Source organism: Bacteroides sp. RTP21281st1_H5_RTP21281_210402 (assembly GCF_040918965.1).
GTDB lineage: Bacteria > Bacteroidota > Bacteroidia > Bacteroidales > Bacteroidaceae > Bacteroides > Bacteroides congonensis.
Window position 1 is genome coordinate 65,796 of the sequence record NZ_JBCOWR010000015.1, and the last position, 25,429, is coordinate 91,224.

Genomic DNA, 25,429 nt, shown 5'->3' on the forward strand with positions numbered 1-25,429 from the left:
TAGCAATATATAAAATGAAAAGACTCATTAATTACGGAGTGTTGTTCCTGACTTTGCTGTCAGGAACAGCTTCCGCCAAAATCGTATTGCCACCCATGTTTTCGGACAATATGGTTTTACAGCAACAGGCCGTGGCACCTGTATGGGGAGAAGCCAAAGCCGACAAGAAGGTAAAACTAACTTCCTCATGGGATAACAGACAGTATGTCACCAAAGCCGACAAGAACGGCAAATGGCGTATCGATATTCAGACGCCTGCTGCCGGCGGACCTTACCGCCTGACCATCAGCGACGGTGAGAAATTGGTATTGAATAATGTCATGGTAGGCGAAGTATGGCTCTGCTCGGGACAAAGCAATATGGAAATGCCGTTTATAGGCTGGGGCAAACCGGACAATTACGAACAGGAAATAGCGGATGCCGACCATCCCGAAATCCGCCTGTTTCATGTGGAGCACGTCACTTCTTCACAACCCCGGAGCGATATCAAGGTGAGAAGTAACGGCTGGCAGGTCTGCTCGCCGGCTACTATTGCTGAGTTCTCCACAACCGCTTATTTCTTCGGTCGTGAACTGGCGAAGAAATTGAATGTTCCCGTCGGGCTGCTGCACTCTTCGTGGGGTGGTACGGACATTGAACCGTGGATTAGCGGAGAGTATCTGCGGAAATTACCGGCTTTTGCGGAAAAGGTAGATTCCGTTGCTTCCTTACCGCTGACAGAGAAGGTGAGCCCGCATGCGGGTACAGCTCTGTACAATGCGATGATTCATCCGTTGATACCTTATCGTTTTCACGGTGTTATCTGGTATCAGGGCGAAAACAATGTCCGCCGTGCTTATCAGTATCGTGACTTGTTCCCCTTGCTCATCACTAACTGGCGGCAAGACTGGGGCGTGGATTTCCCATTCTATTTCGTACAGTTGGCGGCTTTCACTCCGATGCTTCCCGAGCCTGCCGAATCGGAATGGGCGGAACTGCGTGAGGCTCAGACACGTGCCCTTGCACTGAAAAATACCGGTATGGCAGTTATTATAGATAAGGGACATGCTACCAATATCCATCCCAAGGACAAGCAGACGGTGGGTAAGCGACTCTCGCTGATTGCCCGTGCGCAGGCCTATGGTGAGGCGTCGCTTCCGTATTCCGGTCCGATGTATCGTTCGTACCGCATAGAGGGAGACAGGGTGATTCTTTCTTTCGACCATGCGGACGGCGGGCTGAAAGCCGGTTGCGGGGAGAATGCGACAGGTGTGAAAGAAACGGGGAACGGCAATGAACTGAAAGGTTTTGCCATCGCCGGTTATGACCATAAGTTTCATTGGGCGACAGCCCGCATTGAGGGCAATTGCGTAGTGGTCAGTTCACCGGAGGTTCCTTTCCCCGTTGCCGTCCGCTATGCGTGGGCAAACAATCCGGACTGTAACTTGTACAACGGCGCCGGACTTCCCGCTTCTCCTTTCCGCACGGATGATTGGAAAGGTTGTACGCGAAATGATTGAACTTACGAGTTTGGATGAGGGTATTGTCGTATATAGATACCCGGATTAATTAGATAAAAAGTGATATGAACAAATTTACACAAATAATTGCTATTGTCGCTCTCGGCTTCTCTTCGTTTGCCTGCCAGGCACCGGACAGGGCTGTGAGCTATGAACAGCTCCGCAACGGTTTCACCAGCTTGCCGGATTCTATCCAGACTACCGTCTACTGGCACTGGCTGGCGGGCAATATCTCTAAGGAGGGTGTCATCGGTGATTTGGAATCGATGAAGGCGGCGGGCATCAACCGCGCCTTTATTGCCAACATCGGGCTGCAACCCCACGAAGTGCCTACGGGTGATGTCCGTTTTCTGTCGGACGAATGGTGGGAGATTCTACACGCAGCCTTGAAGAAAGCCACCGAACTGGATATCGAAATCGGTATATTCAACTCCGCCGGTTGGAGCCAGGCGGGAGGTGCGTGGGTCAAACCGGAGCAGTCGATGCGCCGCCTGGCTTCCGTCCGCGCCTGTTTGTCGGGCGGACAAACCGTGCGGCTCCCTCTTCCCAAGCCCTCGCCGGACTTTCAGGATGTAAAGGTGCTCGCTTACCCTTCCCTGAGAACGCAAGAAATGACGCTTCGCCAGGCATCAGAGGTACGCTTTACACAATCTGACGCTTCGCTTGATTTCCGGACAGACACTGCGGTCACGCTCCGCAGTCTCCGTTGCCATCCCTTGCCCGTTCCTATTCTGGCACAGGCGGTTTTGTTAGTAAAGCGAGACAACGGTTATGAAAAGGTGAAGAGTTTCCGCATAGACCGGCGTAGAGACCGTTTGGATGTAGGTTTTGACCCTTACGCTCCGGTCTCCGTTTCGTTTCCCGCCACGACGGGCAAGGAGTTCCGGCTGGAATTCACAGGCTTGAATCCCGGTTGCGGTTTTCGGGAGATTACGCTCTCTTCCTTGCCTGTAGTGGAGAATTTTGAAGAAAAGACTTTTGCCAAGATGTTTCAGGAGCCTTTGCCTTACTGGAAAGAATACCAGTGGGCGGAGCAGGCCAAAGTGGACGATGCTTCCCTGTTGGTACATGCCGGCAGGGTGACGGACATTTCCGGATACTTGCAGGGAGACACCCTTTTGTGGGAAGTCCCGCCGGGTGAATGGGAAATTGTACGTACCGGCATGCTGCCCACCTATGTCACCAATTTCCCTGCCCTGGAAGGAGACGGACTGGGGCTTGAAGTAGACAAGATGAGCAAGACTCACTTGCAGGCGCATTTCGACGCCTTCATCGGTGAGATATACAGGCGCATTCCTGCCGAAGACCGCAAGACCTGGAAGGTAGTAGTGGCAGACAGCTACGAAGTGGGAGGACAGAACTTTACAGATGATTTCCTTGCTTCGTTCGAACGCGCTTACGGATACAGTGCGGTTCCGTTCCTTCCTGTCTTTGACGGGACGGTGGTGGAAAGCCAGGATGTGTCCGACCGTTTCTTGTGGGACATGCGCAAACTGGTGGCGGAACAATTGTCTTACAACCATGTCGGCGAACTGACCCGCCTGAGCCATCAGCATGGCTTGACTACCTGGCTGGAGAACTACGGGCATTGGGGATTTATGGGTGAGTTCCTTCAATACGGAGGTCAGGCGGACGAAGTGGCAGGCGAGTTCTGGAGCGAAGGGGATTTGGGTAATGTGGAAAACCGCGCCGCTTCTTCCTGTGCCCATATTTACGGGAAGCGGAAAGTCTCTTCCGAATCGTTCACTTGTGGTGGAAAAGCCTACAGCCGATATCCCAGGGTGATGAAACAGCGAGGTGACCTGTTCTTCTCGGAAGGTATCAACAACAGCCTGTTGCATGTTTACATATCCCAGAAACCGGAATACAAACGTCCGGGCCTGAATACATGGTACGGCAACGAGTTCAACCGTAACAATACCTGGTATTCCCATCTGGACTTGTTTACCGATTACCTGAAGCGTTGCAACTTCATGCTGCAACAAGGATTGAATGTGGCGGATGTCTGCTACTTCATCGGTGAAGACACGCCTAAAATGACAGGCATCACACAGCCTGCCCTTCCGAAAGGTTACCAGTTCGACTATATCAATGCGGAAGTGATTCTTCGTGACATGACTGTGAAAGACGGCATGCTGACTCTTCCGCACGGCACATCCTACCGGATGCTGGTGCTGCCGGAACTGAAAACGATGCGTCCCGGACTATTGGCAAAAATCAAACAGCTGGTGGCAGACGGCGGTGTCATTCTCGGTCCCCGTCCGGAGCGTTCGCCGAGTTACGAGAACTATCCTCATGCCGATGAGCATGTACGTGATATGGCGGGTCAATTGTGGGGGGACGTAGATGGCGTGCAAACCCGTAGCGCCCGTTTCGGAAAGGGTCTGGTACTGAATGGTATGGACATGGCGGAAGCGTTGGCTACAGTGCACTGCCTGCCGGATTGCGCCCTTGGGGCGGACCTTCCGGTAGTCTACTGCCATCGCCGGCTGCCCGATGCGGATATTTATTTTCTTGCCAACCAGTCGTCTGAAAAGGTAGCTTTCTCACCGGTTTTCCGTGTAAGCGGCCGTCAGCCTGAATTGTGGAATCCCGCTACGGGAACATGCCGTACGTTGAACGTGTATGAAGAGAACGGGGAGACCACGGCTGTCCCCCTGGAACTGGAACCGTTGGAAAGCGCGTTTGTGGTGTTCAAAACGGTAAAGGATGCAACGGATACGGCAAGGCATGCAGAAATGGCGGAAGCGACCGGTGGAAGTGGCAGTACCAACTATCCGGAACCACAGACCGTAGCCGTCTTGTCCGGTCCCTGGACCCTGACGTTCGACTCGGCGCAGCGCGGACCGGCAACGCCTGTCGTTACCGGAACCTTGTTTGATTGGAGTACCAGTGAAGACGACGCTGTGCGGTATTATTCGGGAAAAGTCATCTATCAGACCGAATTTGACTTGCCGGAACCGGCTGCTTCATCCCTTTTCATCAATTTAGGTGATGTGATGGTGATGGCAAAGGTGAAAGTGAACGGGAAAGAGGTAGGCGGTGTATGGACCGCCCCCTATCGGCTTGATATATCGGATGCGGTGCAAACGGGCAACAACCGGATAGAAGTGAGTGTGGTGAACACCTGGATGAACCGATTAATCGGCGACTGTGCGCTTGCTACCGAAGAACGTCCCACATGGTCGCCTTGCAATCCGTGGAACGCCGCTTCGCCTTTGCAGAAATCAGGATTGCTGGGACCGGTGAGTATCGAAACGATAGATTATAAATAAGTAATTATATAAACAACATCAGAATGAAAATAGTTGAAAAACGATGGTATGCCTGTCTGCTACTGATTGTAGCGGTTTGCATGCAGGCACAAGATAGAGAAAAGAAAATAGAAGCACTCCTTTCTGCACTGACAGTGGAAGAAAAAGTGTCCCTTTGTTCGGGAGGATTCTCTTGTTTCAAGGGAATCCCCCGATTGAATATACCCGATGTAGGTTGGTGTGACGGGCCGCGTGGTCCGAACGGACGTGCCGGTGCTACCGCTTTTCCTTCCGGTATCCTGTTCGGTGCCACATGGAATCCCGAGATTGTGGAGCGCGCCGGTAACGTCATGGGCGAAGAGTTGCGTGCTATGAAGCGCAGTATCCTGCTGGGACCTGCCTGCAATATCCTGCGTGATCCGCTTTGCGGTCGTTTCTTCGAGTACTATACCGAAGACCCCTATCTGAACAGTGCTTTGACAGTGGCACAGGTAAGGGGGATTCAAAAACAGGGCGTGGCTGCTTGTTTGAAACACTACGCCTGCAACAACCGCGAGAACAACCGCAATTATTATATGTCCGTGATTGACGACCGCACGATGCACGAAATCTACCTGCCCGCCTTCAAGGCGGCTGTGAAAGATGCGGACGTGCAGACTGTCATGACTTCCGCCAACGGCATGAACTATGAGTTTGTGAGCGACAGCCGGAAGATGCAGACGGATATCCTGAAAGACCGGTGGGGATTCCAAGGTTTTATCATGACCGACTGGCTCCAGACCCGTTCGACGGAAAAGGCTGCTTTTGCCGGTCTGGATGTCTCCATGCCCGGCGGCGATGCCTGCGGTTTCGGTACGGCATTGCTGAATGCGGTGAAGGCGGGTCGTGTATCGATGGATGTCATTGACGATAAGGTACGTCGTATCTTGCGCGTCTATGATTATATAGGTATCCTCGACCGTGAGGACCGATCAGTAGGCGCTACTATCTCCACGCCCGAACATCACCGGACGGCACTGGAGATTGCGGAACAAGGTATCGTATTGCTGAAAAACGAGAAAAACGCCCTTCCGATGAATGCGCAGAAACTGAAGAATGTACTGGTGATAGGTCCGAATGCGGACAAGCGCTTTTGCCTGGGTGGCATGGGCGGCAGTTCCTGGATGGAGTCCACCTATGAAGTGACGGTGCTGCAAGGAATCAAGCGTCTGCTGGGCGAAAACAAGGTCAGCTATATCTCTTCAGACGAACTGGGCGATTTCCGTCCTTTGTCGGCGGAGATGTCGCCGGATGGTGCAGGTTTCACAGCACAGTATTTTGTGCGGGACAGCAAGCAGCCCGTACTTACCCGTACAGAACAAGCCGTAGACTTCATGTGGGAAATGAAATCGCCCGATGCTTCCATTCAGGCGGACAAGTTTCGTGAAGCCCGTTTTGAGATGAAGTTTGTTCCGCCGGTAGACGGAAAATACACCTTCCGGTTTACGGCAGGTGGCGGTATTGCTTATGTCTACAATAATGAATGGGCCGGTGCTCCTGTCACCATTGCCCATCCGGGTAAGGGAGAAGGAACGGTTTCCGCCAGCCTTGATTTGAAGAAAGGCGTAATGCTTCGTTTGTGTCTTATCTATAAGAAAGACAAGGGTGATGCTGCCGTGCGTGTGGAATGGCAAAGCCCGCAGACTGAACTGGCAGCCCGTCAGTGGAAACAGATAGAACGTGTCGCCAGGAAAGCGGATGCGGTGGTTTTTGTGGGTGGTATTGACCATAGCCTGGATACGGAAGGACGCGACCGCCTGAGTCTTACCTTCCCGCAACTTCAGGAGACACTGATTAACCGCCTGACCAAGCTGAATAAACGTACGCATGTAGTGTTAATCAACGGTTCGCCTTTGGAAATCGGCGGCTGGCTTCCGAATGTAGTATCATTGACAGAGGCGTGGTATCCGGGTATGGAAGGCGGGACGGCGGTTGCCAATATCCTGTTCGGAAAGACGAATCCTTCCGGACGCATGCCTTTCACCTGGCCCAAGAAGTTGGAAGATGCGCCGAGCTATAAGTACGGCTATCAGGACAATGACAATGTGCTGTATACCGAAGGGTTGAAAGTGGGATACCGCTATTTTGATACGGCACAGGCGGAACCGGAGTTCACGTTCGGCTACGGATTGAGTTACACGACGTTCGACTACCACAACCTGCAACTCAGGAAGACGGGAGCGACTACCGTTTCGGGCAGTGTGGAAGTGCACAATACCGGCAGCAGAGACGGCAGTGAACTGGTGCAGGTGTATGTCAAACCGCTCCGTCCTTCCGTAGAACGTCCGCAGCACGAGTTGAAGTGGTTTAAAAAAGTCTTTGTGCCTGCCGGTAAATCGGTCCGGGTAGAATTTGAACTGGACAAGGGTGCGTTCTCTTATTACGATGTCCGCCTGGGCAATTGGAGAGTGGATGCGGGAGAATACGAAATCGAACTGTGCCGGGATTCGAGAAATGTGATAGAGTCGTCACGCATGGTGCTGGATAGTGAAAGTAATTTGAAAAATAGATAATGAAGCAACGTTTGTTTATGAGAAAAAGTGTATGGCTGATGTATCTCGGGTTGGTATGTTGCAACCTCATCTCAGCACAGTGGAGCCCTGCGGGCGATAAAATAAAAACATCGTGGGGAGAACAGCTGGACCCCAAAAATGTACTTCCGGAATATCCCCGCCCGATTATGGAGCGTCCGGAGTGGAAGAATCTGAACGGAAGCTGGAACTATGCGATTACGAAAAAGGGCGCTCCTGCCCCGGATGTGTATCAGGGTGAGATATTGGTTCCGTTTGCGGTAGAATCCGCTTTGTCTGGAGTGGGGAAAACGGTGGGCGAACAGCAGGAGTTGTGGTATCAGCGTACGTTTGAGATTCCCGTTTCGTGGCGTGGCAGACAGGTTCTGTTGCATTTTGGAGGCGTAGACTGGCAGACGGATGTCTGGGTGAATGACGTAAAGGTCGGCAGGCATACGGGAGGATTTGCTCCTTTCAGCTTTGATATCACTCCGGCGTTGAACAAGGGCGCGAACCGGTTGGTTGTCAAGGTATGGGACCCGACCGATCGCAGTGAGCAGCCGAGAGGAAAACAAGTGGAAAAACCGAATACGATATGGTATACGCCTGTCACGGGCATCTGGCAGACGGTGTGGCTGGAACCGGTGGGTGCCGTGCACATCGCACAGCTGAAGACCACTCCGGACATTGACAAGCGGACCGTGAAGGTGGATGTGACTACGAACGGCCCTTCTGCGGACAAGGTGGAAGTCCGGGTATTGGACGGTGACAGAACGGCGGCTGCAGGGGCTTCGCTGGGCGGACTGCCGATAGAACTGTCCATGCCGGAGGATGTAAAGCTCTGGTCGCCGGAGTCTCCTTCGCTTTATGACATGGAGGTTACGTTGTACAAGGACGGAAAGGTGGCGGATAAGGTGAAGAGTTATACGGCATTCCGCAAATTCTCCGTTTGCAAGGACAAATCAGGATTCACCCGGTTGCAGCTCAACAACAAAGACTATTTCCAGTTCGGTCCACTCGACCAAGGATGGTGGCCCGACGGGTTGTATACGGCACCTACGGACGAGGCGTTGGTGTATGACCTGAAGAAAATCAAGGACTTCGGTTATAATATGGTGCGCAAGCACATCAAGGTGGAACCGGCACGTTGGTATACCCATTGCGACCGGCTTGGACTGATTGTATGGCAGGACATGCCGAGCGGTGGTCCCAGCCCCCAATGGCAGATGCGGGAATATTTCAACGGTACGGAAGTGGTGCGTTCTGCCGTTTCCGAAGCCAATTACCGCAAGGAGTGGAAAGAAATCATGGATTACCTGTATTCCTATCCGAGCATCGGTGTGTGGGTGCCTTTCAATGAAGCATGGGGACAGTTCAAGACGGTGGAGATAGCGGCATGGACCAAGGAGTACGACCCTACCCGACTGGTGAATCCGGCAAGCGGCGGCAATCATTATGTGTGCGGCGACATGCTCGACTTGCACCATTATCCGGAACCGAACCTTTATCTGTATGACCCTGTCCGCCCTACTGTGCTCGGCGAATACGGGGGCATTGGTCTGGCTTTGAAAGGTCATCTGTGGTTGCCCGACAAGAACTGGGGCTATGTGCAGTACAATACCCCGGAAGAGGTGACGAAGGAATACCGGAATTATGCCAACCGGTTGCTCGAACTGATAAAGAAAGGATTCTCCGCCGCTGTCTATACCCAGATTACCGATGTAGAAGGGGAAGTGAACGGGCTGATTACGTATGACCGTAAGGTAGTCAAAGTGGATGAGCCGCAGATAAAGGCGGTGAACCGGAAAGTTTGTAATGCGTTGAATGAATAAAATGATATGTGAATGGAATATTTTGTGAATAATCGATTAGTCAGGCAGGTCTTGTTCTTTGTGGGAATAGGCTGTTGTGTATCCGGATGGTCTCAGGAGATGAGTGTGCCGACCCAATTGCGATGTGATTTGTTGTTGCAGACTGATTATCAGTCTGCACACGGTTTTGTTGTTCCGACAGAATGGAAAGCGGCACAGGCGGGCAAACATGAGTGTGTGAGAATCCTCACGCAAACCCCTTCTTTCGGTTGGAACATTTCAAGTGATGAACCGGAGGTGATGCAGACTGCTTATCAGATTTTAGTGGCAAGTACGGAGAACGGTTTGAAGGAGAATCAAGGGGATGTCTGGGATTCAGGAAAAGTGATTAGTGCCCAATCTTCCGGTATCCTTTATGGCGGAAAGCCTCTTGCCGGTGACCGTCTTTATTTTTGGAAAGTAAGGATTTGGAATGGAAACCAGGTGGAGAGTGCTTATTCTGATGCGGCTGTTTTCCTGACAGACAAGAATCTGCAAAAACATGCGACTGCCCGTTATCCTCTGCAGAAACAACAAGAAATGCCTGTATGTGTGCGAAATGTGAAAGACAATACATGGGTGGCGGATTTTGGTAAGGCGGCTTTTTGCGGACAACTTTATCTGACCTTGACCTCAGACAGCGACCGGGATACGGTGGTGGTGCATACGGGGGAAGCGAATACACCGGAGGGTACTGTAAACAGAAAACCCGGAGGCAGTATCCGGTATTGCAGATATCGCCTGCCTTTGCGCTCCGGAACGCATACCTACCAGATTCAGTTCCGGCATGACGGAGGTAGTATAAAGATGCCGGGGTACATAGGCGAAGTAGTTCCTTTTCGTTACGTAGAGCTGGAAAATTATGGCGGTAATGCCAGGCAGGCGTTATTGGTTCGCAATGCCGTATATTATCCTTATAATGAAGAGGCTTCTTATTTTGAGAGTTCGGACAGTATCTTAAACCAGGTATGGGACTTGTGCAAATATAGTGTAAAGGCAACCTCATTCACCGGTCAGTTTATCGACGGGGACCGTGAACGGTTGCCTTATGAAGGAGATAATTATATCGGCCAACTGACAGCTTATTGTGTGGACAATGAATATAACCTGCCACGCTATTCGCACGAGTATTCTATCACTCATCCTACCTGGCCTACCGAATGGATTCAGATTTCTGTAATGACGGCATGGCTGGATTACCTTTATACGGGTGACTTGCGCTCCATCCGATATTATTATGAGGATTTGAAAGCGAAATGTCTGATGGATTTCGAGACGGAGAATGGCTTGATTATCGTATCGGGTACAGACAAACAGAAGAATCCGCAAGTAATGGCAAAGATACATCATAAAAGGAGCATTGAGGATATTGTCGACTGGCCGATAACGGAACGTGACGGATATGTGGTTGACAATTCCTGCAAGTCTGTGATTAATGCCTATTATTACCGGGATTTGGTATTGATGTCAAGAATGGCAGAAGCGTTGGGGCATACGGAGGACGTGACTTTTTATAAGAAGAAAGCGGCTCATGTGAAAAAGAGTTTCCAACAAGTCTTTTGGGACAGGAAGAACAAGCGTTATCGGGACAGTGATAAAACAGAACACGCTTCTTTGCATGCGAATGTTTTTTCATTAGCTTTCGGATTGGTAAATGAAAAGGATAAAGCATCGGTAATGGAGTATATCCGTAGCAAAGGTATGGCTTGCAGCGTATATGTGGCACAATTCCTATTGGAAGCGGTATATGGTGCGGAAGATGGAAACTATGGACTTTCATTAATGAATTCGACGGGTGACAGAAGTTGGTATAATATGATTCGTGAAGGGAGTACGGTGTCTATGGAGGCATGGGGAAACAAATACAAGCCCAATCAGGACTGGAATCATATTTGGGGGGCTGCTCCCGGAAATATCATTATGAGGGAATTGATAGGAGTAAAACCTGTTTTACCGGGTTGGAACAGATTTCAGATTAAACCTCAGTTGGGTGAATTGGAATGGGCGAAAGCGAAAGTTCCGACTATTAAGGGAGCGGTGACCGTGGAGTATAGCCAGGCAGGCACTACTTTCTCGATGGAAGTAAAAATTCCCGGAAATACAGAAGCTGAGGTGATTCTTCCTGCAAGGAAAGATAAAAATAGAGTAAGTATTAATGGAAAGCAGGTAAAAGCAAGGTTGAAGGAAGGGAAACTGTTTTTACCAGTGTTAAGGAGTGGAAATTATCAGATTGTTTTGAACTGATGCTGGTTATATTTCTTGATACTAGTTGTTTAAATAATAGTATGAGTTATATAATTATAAAATAGGAATTTGATAAAAGAATTGAATTATATCGGTTGATTTCTGAGTATAGTGTATGCAAATAATATTCTGTTTAAGCATCTTGATACTTTGTTTTATCACAGATTTTAAATGAAAAACGGATGAAATTCGGCTACATTTGAAAGGTGTATTTACTATATTGGATTTGGATGCTTTTTTCACTACTAGCCATTGTTTTATATTTAGTCTTTAGTTGGGCAGGAATGAAGGATGTAAGTTTAGTTTATTATGTGTTTAAAAATTAAAATATTCTCGGGATATATTATCTTGATATTCCTGCTTGTCTTGACCATTTGTCTCTTCCGTAAGGAACAGATGAAGCGAAACTATTTGCAACAGGGTGAACAGGAACTGCTTCATTTCTGGCATCTGACCGGAGAAGCCTACGCTGGCCTGCTGGATCTGGCCACTTATGGAGAGACGGTCAGTGTGTGGGACGAGAACGATCGGAGCACTTATCAGAAAAGGAGAAACGAGGTATGCGGTACATTACAGTCCTTGAAGCACTATGTGCATGCATCCGGACAACGGGGGCGTATAGATTCGCTGTGCCTGCTTCTGGAGAGAAAGGAACAATTGCTTGACACGGTAATGCATACGTTCAGCCGTTTTCGTGAAGCCGGTGAAATCATAAACCGGAAAATCCCGTTGATTGCATCCCATATCCGCAATGAGAAAGCGCCTGTTGGAGTCAAAGAGGAAGTTCCGAAGAAAAGTTTCTGGTCCTTCCTCAAACGCAAGAAGAGAAAATCCGTTTATTCGGAACAGAAGGAAAAACGGGAACGGCTGCAACCTCCTGCGGAAAAAGACCGGAAGGTCTCAACAGCAAGTATACTTCATTCTTTAAACAGGGAACTGACCGGCCGGCAGGAGACTGAGCGTGAACGTCTGCTGGTACAAATGGAGCGTCTGTTCAATAACAATATGGTATTAAACTGTAGGTTGTATGGTATCATCAGAGATTTTGAATTGGAGACTGACCGGCGCCTTGAGGAACGTTACATGCAGTTCCTCAAGGCACGGGAACGGTCCTTTTATACGGTTTCCACCTTTGCCGTTTTTATTTCATTGCTGACTATTTTACTTTATATCATCATACATCGGGAGTTGAACCGGCGAAACCGATACCGGCGTCAGCTGGAAGCTTCCAACTTGGAAAACACGGAACTCCTCCAATCCAGGAAGCGTATGATGCTGACTATCGCCCATGACCTGCGCTCTCCCCTTGCCATTATCAGAGCAACGGCGGAACTGCTGCCCGGTGAAAAGGAAAGGGCCGGACAGGAGGAATATGCCGAAAATATCCGGCATGCATCGGACTATATGCTTTCTCTGGTTGACACACTGATGAATTTCTATCTGCTTGATACAGGACAGGCACGGGAGAATATTTCCGTCTTTTGTCTGGAAACCCTGTTCAGGGAGATTACCAACAATTACATGCCGCTCGTTCAAAAGAAAGGATTGCAACTGTTGACCCGGTATTCCGGCATGAACGCTGTTGTCAGTTGTGACAAGGGACATTTACAGCAGATTGTGAACAACCTGCTTTCCAACGCCCTGAAATTTACCGGGAAAGGATATGTCCGGTTGGAAGCGACTTTCAACGTCGGCGAATTGTGTATCAAAGTGCAGGATACGGGAGCGGGAATGAATGATGAGGAGCAGAAACGGATATTCGATGCGTTCGAAAGGCTTGATAATGCCCGCGGCGTTTCCGGTTTCGGACTTGGCCTTGCCATCGTTTCCCGGCTTGTTTCACAGCTGGGCGGTTCCATCGGGGTGGAGAGTCACCCGGGGGAAGGCAGCTGTTTTACGGTATCTCTTCCCCTTTCCCCTGCCGACAGCGGTTTCTTGAAGGAAGAGTTACAATTTCCGTCTGACTATCAAACGGAAGGACTGCGTATTCTCCTTCTTGACGATGACCCGAGACAGCTTTCCGCAACACGTGAGATGTTCAGGCGAAACCGGGTTGAATGTGACTGTTATACCGATTTCCGTCAGGTGGTTGCAAGATTGCGGGATGAGGATTATGACGCGTTGCTGACGGATATCCGCATGCCTGACATGGACGGGTTCGGGCTGCTGGAGTTGTTGCGTTCATCCAATATGGAAAGGGCCGGAACAATTCCGGTCATAGCCGTGACTGCCGATATGAACCCGGAAGAGGAGTACCTTTCCCGGGGATTTGCCGGATGTATCCGTAAACCCTTCCGGATGAATGAGCTGCTGGAAACCGTTTCCCGAATCGTCAGAGGGAATAGGCAGACGGTATGGCAACCGGATTTTTCCCTGATTCTGAGCGGGGAGGACAACAAGGGGGAGATGCTCGGTATCTTCATCCGGGAAAGCCGCAAGGACCTTGACAGGTTGCACGGGGCACTGGAAAGGGATGAGCGTCAGACAGTCCGAGAGATCCTGCACAAGAACCTTCCCCTGTGGACAAGTGTCCGCCTTGATTATCCGATAGAGGAACTGCAACTATTGTACTGTCTGAACCGGGACTCTGGACGGAAGAACAGATAAGGTGTATCTATAAAGTAGGAGAAGCTGCCGGGAAACTAATTGCCTGTGCTGAAAATATGAAGAAGAATATAAAATAAGCAAATGAAAAATATACTGATTATAGAGGATGATGTTGTCTTCAGTCGCAGTATCAGTAACTGGCTGAAGAAAAAGGGTATGGTAACCGGTCATGTGTCTACACTCTCGGCGGCCCGTAAGGAACTTCAGGCCAAAGAGTTCGACCTTGTCCTGGCAGACCTGCGCCTGCCGGACGGCAGCAGTATGGAGCTGCTGAAGTGGATGAAGGGAAAACATTATTCCATCCCGTTCCTTATTATGACCAGTTACGGCCAGGTGGAGAATGCGGTGGAAGCCATGCAGCTTGGGGCTTCCAATTACCTTTGCAAGCCGGTACAGCCGGACCGGCTTTGGGAAGTCATAGAAAAAGAGTTCAGCCGTCCGCAGCATGGCAGCACGGAATTCTACCGTGGTGAAAGTGAAAAGGCCCGTGAGATGTACCGGCTGATAGGCCCTGTGGCCCGTTCCGACATGTCCGTCTTGCTTCGTGGAGCATCGGGTACGGGTAAGGAACATATTGCCGCCGAGATTCATGAGCGGAGCCTGCGCAGGCACAAGCCTTTTGTAGCCGTGGACTGCGGTGCCGTTTCCGATGACCTTGTCAGATCCGAATTCTTCGGGTACTGCAAAGGGGCGTTCACCGGTGCGGACAGTGACAAGGCGGGACTTTTCCAGGCTGCCGAAGGTGGTACGTTGTTCCTTGATGAAATCGGTAACCTTGCTCCCGTAAATCAGATGAAACTGCTTCGCGCCCTGCAAGAAAAGCGTTACCTGCCGGTCGGGACAGTCAGGGAACGGCCCTTTGACGTCCGCCTTATCGCCGCCACCAATGCGGATCTGGAGAAGGCCATTGCGGAAGGGAGTTTCCGTGAGGACCTGTACCACCGTCTGAACGAGTTCACTATCCGGGTTCCCCTGCTCTCCGAATGCGGGGAGGATATCCTTCCGTTGGCTGAATTCTTTCTGAAGCAGTTTTCCGCAAGATACGGGAAATCGGTTCAGGGCTTCGACCGGGAAGCGGCTGCCGTGTTACGGCAATACGGCTGGCCGGGGAATATCCGTGAACTGAAGAATACCGTCCGGCGTGCCGTCGTGTTTGCCGGGGAGGGGCGGATATCCGCACAGGAACTGAATCTGGATCAGGGCATGAAATTGGGAAACATGATTGTCTGTCCGGAAAAGGAGGAGCAGCAGATACTTCGGATACTTGGGCAGACCGGTAACAACCGCACCCTTACCGCCCGTGTACTCGGCATCAGCCGGACTGCCCTGTATTACAAGTTGAGGAAATACGGTATTGTGTGAATAAGGGAATATAGGACAGCCCCCGGAAAACGGGTGCTGTTTCATCTTTCAAAATTATGGAGGGGAAAATGCGCATTTATTCCTGTTTCCCGTTTCTCTTCTTTTTGTCATCTTCATTCTCCAGTCCCAGCCGCCTGCAGAGTTCCGGGTCATTTTTAATGCGTTCCATTTCCATGTTAATGATTGCCTGCGCATCCGCCTTGATCCTGTCATAGTTCCGTCCGATCTGCTGCGTCATGATGTCGTTTCCCTCCCTGTCCCTGAATTCATTGATGACGGGTATTTTTTTGTAATTCTTCTCTTCCCCGCTGACTTTTTCGTGGTCCACGATGATTTCGGCGTGGAATATCTTCTGTTCTATTTTCTCTCCGAAGTTGTCCGATACGGCACCAACGAATGTTCCTTGTGAAAGGTTTGCTATCTTGGAGGCAGGAATAAGAGAGTCGAGTTGCGTGTTGATTGATGTGGACACATCCTGCCGGTTGATGGATACGGACTGCCGCTTCTGGAGTACTTTTCCGAACCGCTCTGAAAGTGTCCTGGCGGTTTCCCCGACCACCTGGCCGCTAAAAATATTGCCCACAGTATTTTGTACCACTTTGGATTCTTTTTCACCATAATCGCGGTTTAACTGGCTGAAATCCTGAAAACCCAGACAGACTGCTACCTTGTTACTTCGTGCCGTGGCAATCAGATTGTCCAGTCCCCTGAAATATATAGTCGGTAATTCGTCAATGATTACCGTACTTTTCAGTTGTCCTTTTTTATTAATCAGCTTTACAATGCGGGAATTGTACAATCCCAGGGCCGCCGAATAAATATTCTGTCGGTCGGGATTATTGCCTACGCACAGCAGTTTCGGCTCGTTCGGATTGTTGATGTCTAAGGAAAAATCATTACCCGTCATTACCCAGTAAAGCTGTGGTGAAATCATTCTGGTGAGCGGGATCTTTGCACTGGCAATCTGCCCCTGGAGCTGATCCTGGGCTCCGGATTTCCAGGCGTCCATAAAGGGTGAAAGGTAGTTCTCCAGCTCCGGATAAGAGGTTAATATAGTAAATAGATCTGAATACGGTTTGTTCAGCAGTTCCACCGCATGCGGGAATGTACAATAGATGCCGTTTTTGTAAATCTTTAAATACCAGATAATTGCCGCCAGAAGAATGATGGGTGATTCCACAAAGAAATCCCCCTGTTTCTCAATATCGGGTAAGTCAAGGGCATTGCTGCCCCCTTCTCCCCTAAGAACCGTACATGAGAGTTTCCCCTCATACGGCTCAAGCAACTCAATATTTCTATTTGTTGTTAGAAATCGGCTCATACTTTCAACATTTTCGTTTATTTCGCTTGTAGCAGTTGTTGTGGACAAGTTGCCGTACAATCGAACCACCAACAGATATTTCGTTGACGTTCCATGCTTTTGTACAATCTATTTCCTTGCCACATAACGGACAAATCCGGTTCTGCTTGTTCCATAAATATAAGAGAGACTTACGTCCCTTGAGAGATTCCAGCATTTGTTGCTCCTTTCGCTGAAAGAAATAATCATCGTATTCCGGGTCGAAAGGGTTTGCCTCACCTTTGATTTGCTTGTACGGAGTATAATGTATATCCGACAACCTTTTAAGGGTCAGGTAGTTCACTTTCTTGCTCTTGGTTTCATATTTCCATGCAAACGTCCATTTACGCCCCCGAATTTCATGCCAATATTTGTCTGCAACCCAAGACTTGCGTTTCTTTGGATGGCGACGTAAAGCCCATTTCTTCGTGAGATTGTAAATGTGATTGTCACAACCATGAAAAGCATCGGTTGATGCACCATATCGGTAATAGTTGCCCCAACCTGTGATTACAGGATTAAGCATTCGTATCAGCGATTCCTGCTTACACATTTTATGTCCTTTAACGATGTCACCGATTTTTGCCCTGAAGCGTTTCTGTGCATCTTTGGACGGGGATGTGTATAGCCTTTTGCCAAACTTCCTCACATTGAAACCTAAGAAATCAAAACCGTCGTATATGTTCGTAATGGTAGTTTTCTCTTCGGATAAGGTCAGCCCTCTTTCTTTGAGAAATTCTATCACGATAGGTTTGACTTCGTTTTCCAATAGCTCCTTGTCTCGACCTGTGATTATAAAGTCATCCGCATAACGAATAAGGTTTACCTTGTAGTGGAATGTCTTATTGTTGCGCCATAATCTTTTGAATCTTTCAGCCAAGAGTGGTTGAAGTCCGTCAAGTGCTATATTTGCAAGTGTCGGTGATATGATACCTCCTTGTGGTGTACCCTCTTCTGTCGGGAATAGTTTGCCATTGAATACAGCTCCACATTTCAGCCATTTTCTGAGTATCGTCTTATCCATAGGGATATGATTAAGAAGCCAGTCGTGACTGATATGGTCGAAGCAGCCTTTAATGTCTCCCTCCAAAATCCATTCGGGGGAATGCTGGCGGTTTAGAACCGTATCAATCTGACGGATAGCGTCCATTGTCCTGCGTTTCTTGCGGAAACCATAAGAAAAGCGGTCGCCTGTCGTTTCGGCTATCGGTTCCAATGCCATGAGATATAATGCCTGCATCGCCCTGTCTTTCATTGTCGGTATTCCCAACGGTCGGAATTTACCGTTCTTTTTCTTGATGTGAACCCTACGAAGCGGCTGCGGATTGTAACCACGACGTTTCAGTTCACCGATTGCTTTGTACTTGCGCTTGGGAGAATCCCAAAGCTGTTTATCTACTCCAGACGTTTTCTTCCCTTTGTTGGAAGTAACCCTCTTTACCGCCAATGCCTTGGCGTAAAAAGAGTGGGTCAGCATCCACTGCAAGGCTTTCACCTTGTTATGTCTGCCTTCCTTTTGAGCCTTTACAATACGCGCTTGTAGCTTTCGGACATAGGCTTCACACTTGGACCAGTCCATGCCGTCCCAAGTTAGATTCCTACTATCAGCAGGCGCACACGATGTTTTAGTTTCGTTCATTTGCTTTCCTCCTTTTGAAAGTTCTAAAAGTTATCTTGTAAAGAGTTACCATATACGGAAGTCTGCCCACTTTCGTGTCGGATGATGTCACCAATAACAACCCGTGATGTTGATTCAATCCGTATCCACCCCATTACAGGGTGGCATTCGCTTTTTCCGTTATCTCATACCTGCACCCCATTCGGCTTGCCTTGCGGTTCGCTTACTCGCATTCTTACGAGAGAGATACAGGCTTGCCCTGTTCCACGTAATTGACAAACGGATAGTTTAGGTTCTGCCAAGTCCGCCGGCAGTGCTGTGTCCGTGTAACCCCAACATGGGCAAGGGTTATCCGACTGCTTACCTTTTGGTGAGAGCTAAAGTATCTTGCGCTCCTTCAAACCTTACGACGGCTAAAGTCAGTTCACTTACGTTAACCATGCTATCCAGCCTCGCCACTCAACGGTATGATACTAACCGCCCTTGACATTCCCTCACGGTTCAGTCTTGTCCTTTCGGAAAGTGTACTTTGTCCTATAAGCTTGGCACAACCCATCACTGGAGATGCACCTTATAGTAGGCTACCGCTGACGGAACAGCGGGTTAAATCATGCAATTAATATTACTGTCTAACAATCAATTACGTGACTTTACAGGTCACACCCACGTTTTGTTCAAATTTAGCATGATTGTGTAGCTTGCTTCATATGCATCCGAGATGTCCGTCATAAACTCCGGATTGATAGGGTTACATCTATGTGATCTACGCGGGTCATCGAAATTAATGACATAGAATTTGGGCTTTACCTTGTATTTATCCATATTGTTTAACAATGTGTTATATGCAATTATGGATAAATCGTCAAACTTGTAATCGTAAATGTAACAACTGTATCCCTTTGAAATCATCTGGCGTATGTAGTTATTTACCACTGCGTATGATTTGCCCGAACCGGGTGTACCAAGCACGATAGTTGCGCGGAAGGGATTCACCACATTTATCCATCCGTCATTGAGTTTCCCCTGATACTGAAACTTTGTCGGCAGGTTGACCGAGTATTCATTTTCCATCAACCGGGTTTCCTGTTGGAAAGACTCGTTTTCGAGATTGAACACGTCCTCCATCAGGTTGTGCCTGTATAAACGGCTCATCCACAATCCTGCCATCAGCAGGCAAAGATAGCCGGGCACCAATGTGAATACATAAAGTGCGGTGACAGCCGCATGGGGCATGGGCAAATCCAATATCCACCAGTTGGGAAAGAAAAGGATGCATCCTGCGAAGAGTGCTGCATGGATTTTGTGCCGGGTGATCTTCTCGCCCTTGACACCTTTTGTTCCCAGACACGAGACGGCCAACAGCAGGATAGCTGCCAGTTTGCTCCATAGGACGCAATTGAAGATCCCGGTTGTATTGTTGAAGTTCATAATTATTTTGTCTATCACTTCCAGATTTAAATTCCAACTGGCAATGCTCGGATAACAATACACGTATACGTGTACTACCAAAAGAAAAATGCTCACCGCCCTTCCGAATTCCATTATTTTGGCTAGTGCTCTCAAATCGTCTTCCTGTTGCATAATACTTATGTGTAAATGGGGGTAATAATCAGTTTTCCTTAAATACCGCGGGACTTTCGTTTCGCTTTTCTCCTTTTCTTCATACGGCGTGCAAGGGCCTCCTCCCCGTAATCTACCGGATTTGTTTCCATGGAGAATATGCCTGCCGCCTGTTCCAATGGGCTTCCCGATTCCGCCTTGTGCGAATGGTGCTGCCATAGTTCGGTGCCGGTATGTGCGGAACGTTCTGTGGCAGGTATACCGTCCCACCATTTGAAAAGTTCATTGTAAATGTTAGCGGAAAATTCCTTGCCCATGCGCGAACCGTTAAATACTTCCCGCCTGTTATGGTCGATGAACGTGACACCATAGATACGTCCCTGCTCATTTTCCCGGAATACTGCATCAATGCGGGCTTTCTTTAATAGTCCGGCCAGTTCTTCACGCGAACGTGCGTGCCGCATGGCATAAACCACCTGTGCATGAATAGCCGGTGCCCATTTACCATCCTTGAAATCCCTGGTGTGTGAAAGCATCCTCTTTTCCAGACGTTCGTTTCCGAAACGTTTGCCGAAGCGTGAACTCTTGAAAGGCGGGCTGACCACTTTTCCGCTGTCATCGGTAGCCGAATAGATAATACCGGTATAAGGCTCGCCTTTGAATTCTCCCCGTACCTGCTTGGCTTCAATATTGAAGGTAGACAATACCGCGCTGTATTCCCCGAATGTCTGGAAGCGGTAACTTCCTAATACAGCTTTTAGGGTGTTGCTTATCTGATGCCGTATGTCTCCCCCGGACGTATTTACCTTCTTTAATTCCGCTTTCGGGTTCCGTTCTTCCATATCCGCACTATTGCGTAATCCGAAGTCTGTTTCCAATTCCCGACAGGCGGTCATGGAACGGCGGTGCTCGAAAGAATCATTGATTTTCCGTCCCTCTTCATCCACGCATACACTTACGATATGGATATGGGTATTGTGTGTATCACCATGCTTGTAAGCAATGTAGGGCTGGTCGCCATATCCCATCTTCTGCATATAATTCTGCGCCAGTTCCGCCAGCTGTTCATCGGTCAGCTTGTCCTCCGGTGCCGGGCTGAGTGCAATGTGCAGGACGGGCTTCTCCGTGTTCCTGTTTGCCAGCAGGTAATTCTCAAAGGAGAGCAGGGCGAGGCGCATGTCTTCGCCCGGTAGTCCCGGGCGGTCTGAAATCATCCGGTTGCCGGAGAGTATTTCAGCCGTCCCTTTCTCTACTTTCTCGTGATTGTAATGCAGTGCCCCGTACAGGCTGGCTCCATGACTTATTTTTGCAACCATTTCTTTTGGTATTCTTCGGTTAGTGCTATAACTTTTTTGTTCACTAGCATCAGTTCAAGTGTCATTTTCTCCAGTTTGTAAAGTAGCGACATTGCACGTTTCTCCCCGAAATTGGTCCTGATGGCACGTACGACTTGATTGTAGTTGTTACCGACAGCCTGGAATTGTCTGTGAAATTCCGTAAGGCGGATGTAGTAATCCATTGTCGCCTTGTCGATTTTAACCACTTTGATTGTGCCACCGAAGATGGCTTTTTTGATGAAACGTGTTTTGTCTTTTGCCTCTGATTCGGTAACCAACTTTTCAAACCGCATGTTTTCTCCGGCATTCAGGCGGAAGCTGTATTTGTAGTCCGCCGGATCGCTTTTGGGCTTTCTGCCCGTTTTTGCTCTCGATTCTTCCTTCATACTCATTGCATAATTATGGTCCGTCCTTTTTTCTCTTCCGGAATTTCCGACTTTGGAGGAAATTCCCCGACTGTCAGGTCGGGCAAGTGGTTTTCGTCGGACAGGATACTTCCTGTCGGACGAAAACACAACTTGCTATGTTCGTTTGAACATAGAATCCTCCTTCGTCGGATTGCTGCGCGACGTTCACGGCGTGCTGTTGTCCGATGAAGCATGGTTTCCTCCATAGTCTTATTCCGATTTTGCAAAGTTATGACGGATTAAGTACTTGTAAAATAGAAGTTTATGTGACAAGTGATGACATCTGATGACATGTCATGTCAGGTGAAGCGGATTTTAGTTATTGTATCAAAAATCCGTTCTACTTTTGGCGTGACGCAATGCAGTAAGGGACGGAACGGTACGGTATAAAAAATGCTTTATCAATACGGTGCCTATGGTAGTGGGACAATACTGTGTATTCCGGTTGAATGTGACGTTGGTCATGTATGGATACGGCATTGTTCCGATGCAATGATACGTAGGCGTATCGATGCCATGAGGTAGCTTTTGTATAGATACAGTCATACATAACGAATATTGGCGTATGGCATCAAAGGTACATTCCGTTTTTAGTGTGACGCAAGGCTGCATGTATCGTATTGGTCCGGCACATGAGAAGTCGTATTGATGTGGCGCAGACTGTGACGGGACAGTACTGTGTACCCCGGTTGGATGCGATACCGCCCATGTATGGAAACAGTGATACACAGCTGTATTCATGCTGCCGTACAGTATTGTACGGCGTCACTTGATGTAAGGATACAGGCGAAAAGAAAATAAGTCATTAACCCTTAATTTTATGAAGTTATGAAGAAGGAACCTTTATTTGTTGCCCTCAGCAATCAGAAGGGCGGAGTCGGTAAATCAACGTTAACCGTGTTGCTTGCCAGCTATTTCCATTACCATAAGGCAAAGAACGTGCTTGTGGTAGATTGTGACTATCCCCAGCACAGCATGATGACTATGCGTGAATGGGACATAAAAAATGTGGAAAAGACCCCTCGTCTGCAAAGTTTGCTGGTTGAGCAGTTCGGGGATACGGGCAGAAAGGCCTACAATATCCTGGCTTCCACGCCCGAACAGGCCAAGGAAACTGCCTATGGTTTTATAGACCGTTCCGATACTGAATATGACCTTGTCCTTTTGGACCTTCCCGGAACGGTCAATACCACAGGCGTTTTCCAGTCCATCATCAATATGGACTATGTTTTTACCCCGATCACCCAGGAGAGGATGGTCATGCAGAGCAGCATGTCATTTGTCCTGTCCATCCGGGAATATCTGCTTCATCACAAGGGAGTCCCCTTGCGTGATATCCATATGTTCTGGAATAAAATGGACAAGCGCGTCTCCAGGGACTTGTATGACGCTTATATGGAAATCATCCGTTCTTTGGGACTACCTGTATTGAATACGGTCCTTCCGGGTGCGGAGCGTTATAAAAAGGATGTCGGTTTGAACGGGCAGATATTCCGCAGCACTCTGTTTCCGCCTTCCGCCGCCGCTCTGAAAGGAAGCAACCTCGATCTGCTTGCCGCTGAAATGGAAACCATACTCGGACTTTAACCGGACATGACTATGGCAAACAAGAACAGATCCGTCTATAATGTGGACGAGGACGCGCTCAAGCGTATGGTAGCCGGAGATACAACGGCCTTGGAAAAGATAAGGAAACAGGATGAACGGCCGGAAGAAGATGCCGGTGCCTCCGGAGTGTCGGAAGAAAAAGAAAAGAAACCTGATGTCTCCATTGAGAAGAAACCGTTCGCGGGGAAGAAAACACCGCGGGCATACGGCTTTGATGATTACCGGGAACAATTCCTGCAACAGAAACTGACGGGAGCCAGAAGACAGACTTATATACATGATTCACTGTATAAGGTCCTGGCCAGGGTGCTTCCGGTCATTGCACCGGAAATGTCTGTCCCCACATTTGTGAACAGTGTACTGTCGGACCATCTGAAAAGGTATCAGGATATAATTAACGGAATGTATAATCGGGAAGCAACCCAAAAACCGGTGGAATGGGAACTATAGTTTATTTGTCGATACGCCTTGCCTGTGCCTGTTATATATTATATAAGGTATGTGGGCAGAAAAAGAAGATACGTGAAATTTGTGACCTGCTGTATACGAAGTTACCTCCCGTAAAAGAGAAAGAGCCGGAAAATGTCTTGTCGGAACCGGGCGGCGAATCCGGCATTATGGGCAGCACCTGTTTTGTCTATCTGGATGAGGATGCAGGAAAGAGCGTTGCCCCCTATATGAGCCAGCCGTTGGAAACGGCTGCGGATTTTATAGGTGAGGAGGAAGATGTCGCTGAGGGAGAAGTGGAATGTAAATTACCGTTGGAGGAGATGAGAATGCTGAAAGAGGAACAGGAAGAACTGGACGGAATGTACCCGGTAGTGGATGCCGTTTCACGGGTCGTAACGCCTGATGATCTTGACAATGCCGGCAACGTATTGTTTAAACTGAATGATGCGGACAAGGATGAGGAGAAATCTCTCCGTGCGGCCCTTACTCTGCACACCATCCGGGAAACGGACCTGTTTGAGATTTTTTCCTCCCAGGTCGAGAATAAGAATGTCATCGACAGTCTGATGGGAAAATATCTGGACGGGAACGGGAACCCTCTGCCCGTGCGGAAAACAAAATCTGTCGTACCTGTATCGGACGGTTGGAAGCAATATCTGTGACCTTTCGGGTGTACCAAAAGCGCATCCCGGAACAAATGCCGGGATGTGCTTTTATTTTTTCGTTTTCTTTACGGCTGTTTTCTTCTATTCCTTATTTCCGGACAATTCGTTGTTGATTAACTCTTTGATCTGTTTTTGTGGAATCAGGTAACTGTACTCGGAACCCCCAATCGGAGCCGTTGAGCCTTGCAAGGCCACTTCCACATTGTTCCTGTCCGCACACAATATAATACCGATGGACGGGTTTTCGTCCGGCATCTTTACCTGTCTGTCCAACAGGTTCAGGTAAAAGTATATTTCTTCCGTTTTTTTGCACTTGCTCATTAACAATAGGTTATGTCCTCAAGGTTAAACTGCAACGCTCTGTTGCTGTTTCCGGCTTTCCCCGCAATATCGTTCATAAAACCGTTTCATTTCCCAGAGGTTTCTCGAAGAAAAGCCCGTAGTTCCGGGAAATTCTTTCTGCAAATCAGAAGCAAGTATTTCCACCACCTGTGCTCCATATCCTTTGTTCAAATGTTGTGCGGACAGTTCCTTGCCGATATTTCAATATAATTCCATTGTTGCACTGGTTATCTTGCGTGCAATTTGGATTCTTGAACTTATGATTTCTGCTAACAAGATTGTTTCTCTTTTAACCAGGCTGAAAGACGTCTGTGCTTTGTAAGATATGACATCTGCTGACATTTGCTGCCACCTGATGAAATGTTTGTATCATGGTCTTTTGTCCCCTCCTATATTTGCGTTCGAATTCAATTTTATGTCTCACCTTAAACGATTCTACAATGAGAAAGAGAATCCTTTTTTCAGTGCTTTTCGCGTTTTTCGCGGTCGGCTCTTTTGCGCAGGGGCAGGGGCTTGCTGGCATCAACGAAGCCACGAGCATGCTGACCTCGTATTTCGATCCGGCAACCAAACTGTGCTATGCCATCGGCGCGGTGCTTGGGCTGGTCGGGGGTATCAAGACCTACAGTAAGTTTTCAAGCGGTGATCCCGACACCAGCAAGACGGCAGCCAGCTGGTTTTTCGCCTGTATATTTTTGATTGTGGCCGCCACTATCCTGCGTTCCTTCTTCCTCTAGA

16 protein-coding genes and 3 pseudogenes are annotated in these 25,429 nt (G+C 48.7%); 11 read left to right on the forward strand and 8 right to left on the reverse strand.

Annotated elements, in window-relative coordinates; translation table 11 throughout:
- Window positions 1-14 precede the first annotated feature (14 nt).
- The 7 genes and pseudogenes from AB5443_RS19620 to AB5443_RS19650 all read left to right on the forward strand — a co-directional run bounded on the left by AB5443_RS19620 (window position 15) and on the right by AB5443_RS19650 (window position 15,365).
- Entirely contained in the window at window positions 15-1,499 is a 1,485-nt protein-coding gene (locus tag AB5443_RS19620; protein ID WP_044654357.1) for a sialate O-acetylesterase, read from the forward strand.
- 65 nt (window positions 1,500-1,564) lie between these two features.
- On the forward strand, window positions 1,565-4,774 hold the full coding sequence (locus AB5443_RS19625) for a glycosyl hydrolase (protein ID WP_368114202.1): 3,210 nt from the start codon (window positions 1,565-1,567) through the stop codon (window positions 4,772-4,774).
- Window positions 4,775-4,797: 23 nt separating this feature from the next.
- Complete coding sequence (locus AB5443_RS19630) at window positions 4,798-7,305, forward strand: beta-glucosidase (RefSeq protein WP_368114203.1); 2,508 nt, start codon at window positions 4,798-4,800, stop codon at window positions 7,303-7,305.
- Window positions 7,306-7,322: 17 nt separating this feature from the next.
- On the forward strand, window positions 7,323-9,134 hold the full coding sequence (locus tag AB5443_RS19635) for a glycoside hydrolase family 2 protein (RefSeq protein ID WP_368114204.1): 1,812 nt from the start codon (window positions 7,323-7,325) through the stop codon (window positions 9,132-9,134).
- Window positions 9,135-9,146: 12 nt separating this feature from the next.
- On the forward strand, window positions 9,147-11,396 hold the full coding sequence (locus AB5443_RS19640; RefSeq protein ID WP_368114205.1) for an alpha-L-rhamnosidase C-terminal domain-containing protein: 2,250 nt from the start codon (window positions 9,147-9,149) through the stop codon (window positions 11,394-11,396).
- A gap of 309 nt (window positions 11,397-11,705) precedes the next feature.
- A pseudogene (locus AB5443_RS19645) lies at window positions 11,706-14,080 on the forward strand (ATP-binding protein).
- A gap of 4 nt (window positions 14,081-14,084) precedes the next feature.
- Entirely contained in the window at window positions 14,085-15,365 is a 1,281-nt protein-coding gene (locus tag AB5443_RS19650) for a sigma-54-dependent transcriptional regulator (RefSeq protein ID WP_368114206.1), read from the forward strand.
- A gap of 76 nt (window positions 15,366-15,441) precedes the next feature.
- On the opposite strand, the gene AB5443_RS19655 is transcribed toward AB5443_RS19650, so the two are convergent.
- From AB5443_RS19655 to AB5443_RS19680, 6 genes and pseudogenes are all read right to left on the reverse strand, one after another.
- Complete coding sequence (locus tag AB5443_RS19655) at window positions 15,442-16,686, reverse strand: TraM recognition domain-containing protein (protein WP_368114207.1); 1,245 nt, start codon at window positions 16,684-16,686, stop codon at window positions 15,442-15,444.
- Window positions 16,687-16,690: 4 nt separating this feature from the next.
- Window positions 16,691-18,343: a group II intron reverse transcriptase/maturase gene (ltrA, locus tag AB5443_RS19660; RefSeq protein WP_368114208.1), complete on the reverse strand. Its 1,653-nt coding sequence runs from the start codon at window positions 18,341-18,343 to the stop codon at window positions 16,691-16,693.
- 639 nt (window positions 18,344-18,982) lie between these two features.
- Window positions 18,983-19,903, reverse strand: a pseudogene (locus tag AB5443_RS19665) (YWFCY domain-containing protein); the annotation flags it as partial.
- 38 nt (window positions 19,904-19,941) lie between these two features.
- The gene (gene mobB / locus AB5443_RS19670; protein WP_368114209.1) at window positions 19,942-21,198 is read right to left on the reverse strand and encodes a conjugal transfer protein MobB; all 1,257 of its coding nucleotides are present in this window, start codon (window positions 21,196-21,198) and stop codon (window positions 19,942-19,944) included.
- Window positions 21,183-21,605: a conjugal transfer protein MobA gene (mobA, locus tag AB5443_RS19675; protein WP_368114210.1), complete on the reverse strand. Its 423-nt coding sequence runs from the start codon at window positions 21,603-21,605 to the stop codon at window positions 21,183-21,185. Before mobA ends, mobB begins: the two co-directional genes overlap by 16 nt.
- 348 nt (window positions 21,606-21,953) lie before the next feature.
- Window positions 21,954-22,367 (reverse strand): hypothetical protein, encoded by a 414-nt coding sequence (locus tag AB5443_RS19680; protein ID WP_195408452.1) that lies wholly within the window; start codon window positions 22,365-22,367, stop codon window positions 21,954-21,956.
- Between the two features lie 87 nt (window positions 22,368-22,454).
- Between AB5443_RS19680 and AB5443_RS19685 the strand changes: the two genes are divergently transcribed.
- Genes AB5443_RS19685 through AB5443_RS19695 form a run of 3 tightly spaced genes read left to right on the forward strand, consistent with a single transcriptional unit; the run spans window position 22,455 to window position 24,346 of the window.
- On the forward strand, window positions 22,455-23,213 hold the full coding sequence (locus AB5443_RS19685) for a ParA family protein (protein ID WP_138336115.1): 759 nt from the start codon (window positions 22,455-22,457) through the stop codon (window positions 23,211-23,213).
- 12 nt (window positions 23,214-23,225) lie between these two features.
- Complete coding sequence (locus AB5443_RS19690; RefSeq protein ID WP_008026391.1) at window positions 23,226-23,684, forward strand: DUF3408 domain-containing protein; 459 nt, start codon at window positions 23,226-23,228, stop codon at window positions 23,682-23,684.
- Complete coding sequence (locus tag AB5443_RS19695) at window positions 23,672-24,346, forward strand: DUF4122 domain-containing protein (protein ID WP_368114211.1); 675 nt, start codon at window positions 23,672-23,674, stop codon at window positions 24,344-24,346. Before AB5443_RS19690 ends, AB5443_RS19695 begins: the two co-directional genes overlap by 13 nt.
- Window positions 24,347-24,430: 84 nt before the next feature.
- On the opposite strand, the gene AB5443_RS19700 is transcribed toward AB5443_RS19695, so the two are convergent.
- Together AB5443_RS19700 and AB5443_RS19705 are read right to left on the reverse strand one after the other, a co-directional pair.
- Window positions 24,431-24,670, reverse strand: a complete 240-nt coding sequence (locus tag AB5443_RS19700; protein WP_308746988.1) for a PDDEXK nuclease domain-containing protein — start codon at window positions 24,668-24,670, stop codon at window positions 24,431-24,433.
- 24 nt (window positions 24,671-24,694) lie between these two features.
- On the reverse strand, window positions 24,695-24,889 hold the full coding sequence (locus AB5443_RS19705) for a DUF1016 N-terminal domain-containing protein (RefSeq protein WP_368114233.1): 195 nt from the start codon (window positions 24,887-24,889) through the stop codon (window positions 24,695-24,697).
- A gap of 157 nt (window positions 24,890-25,046) precedes the next feature.
- Here AB5443_RS19705 and AB5443_RS19710 point away from each other — a divergent pair.
- Window positions 25,047-25,428 (forward strand): annotated as a pseudogene (locus AB5443_RS19710) (DUF4134 domain-containing protein).
- The last annotated feature ends 1 nt before the right edge of the window (window position 25,429 follow it).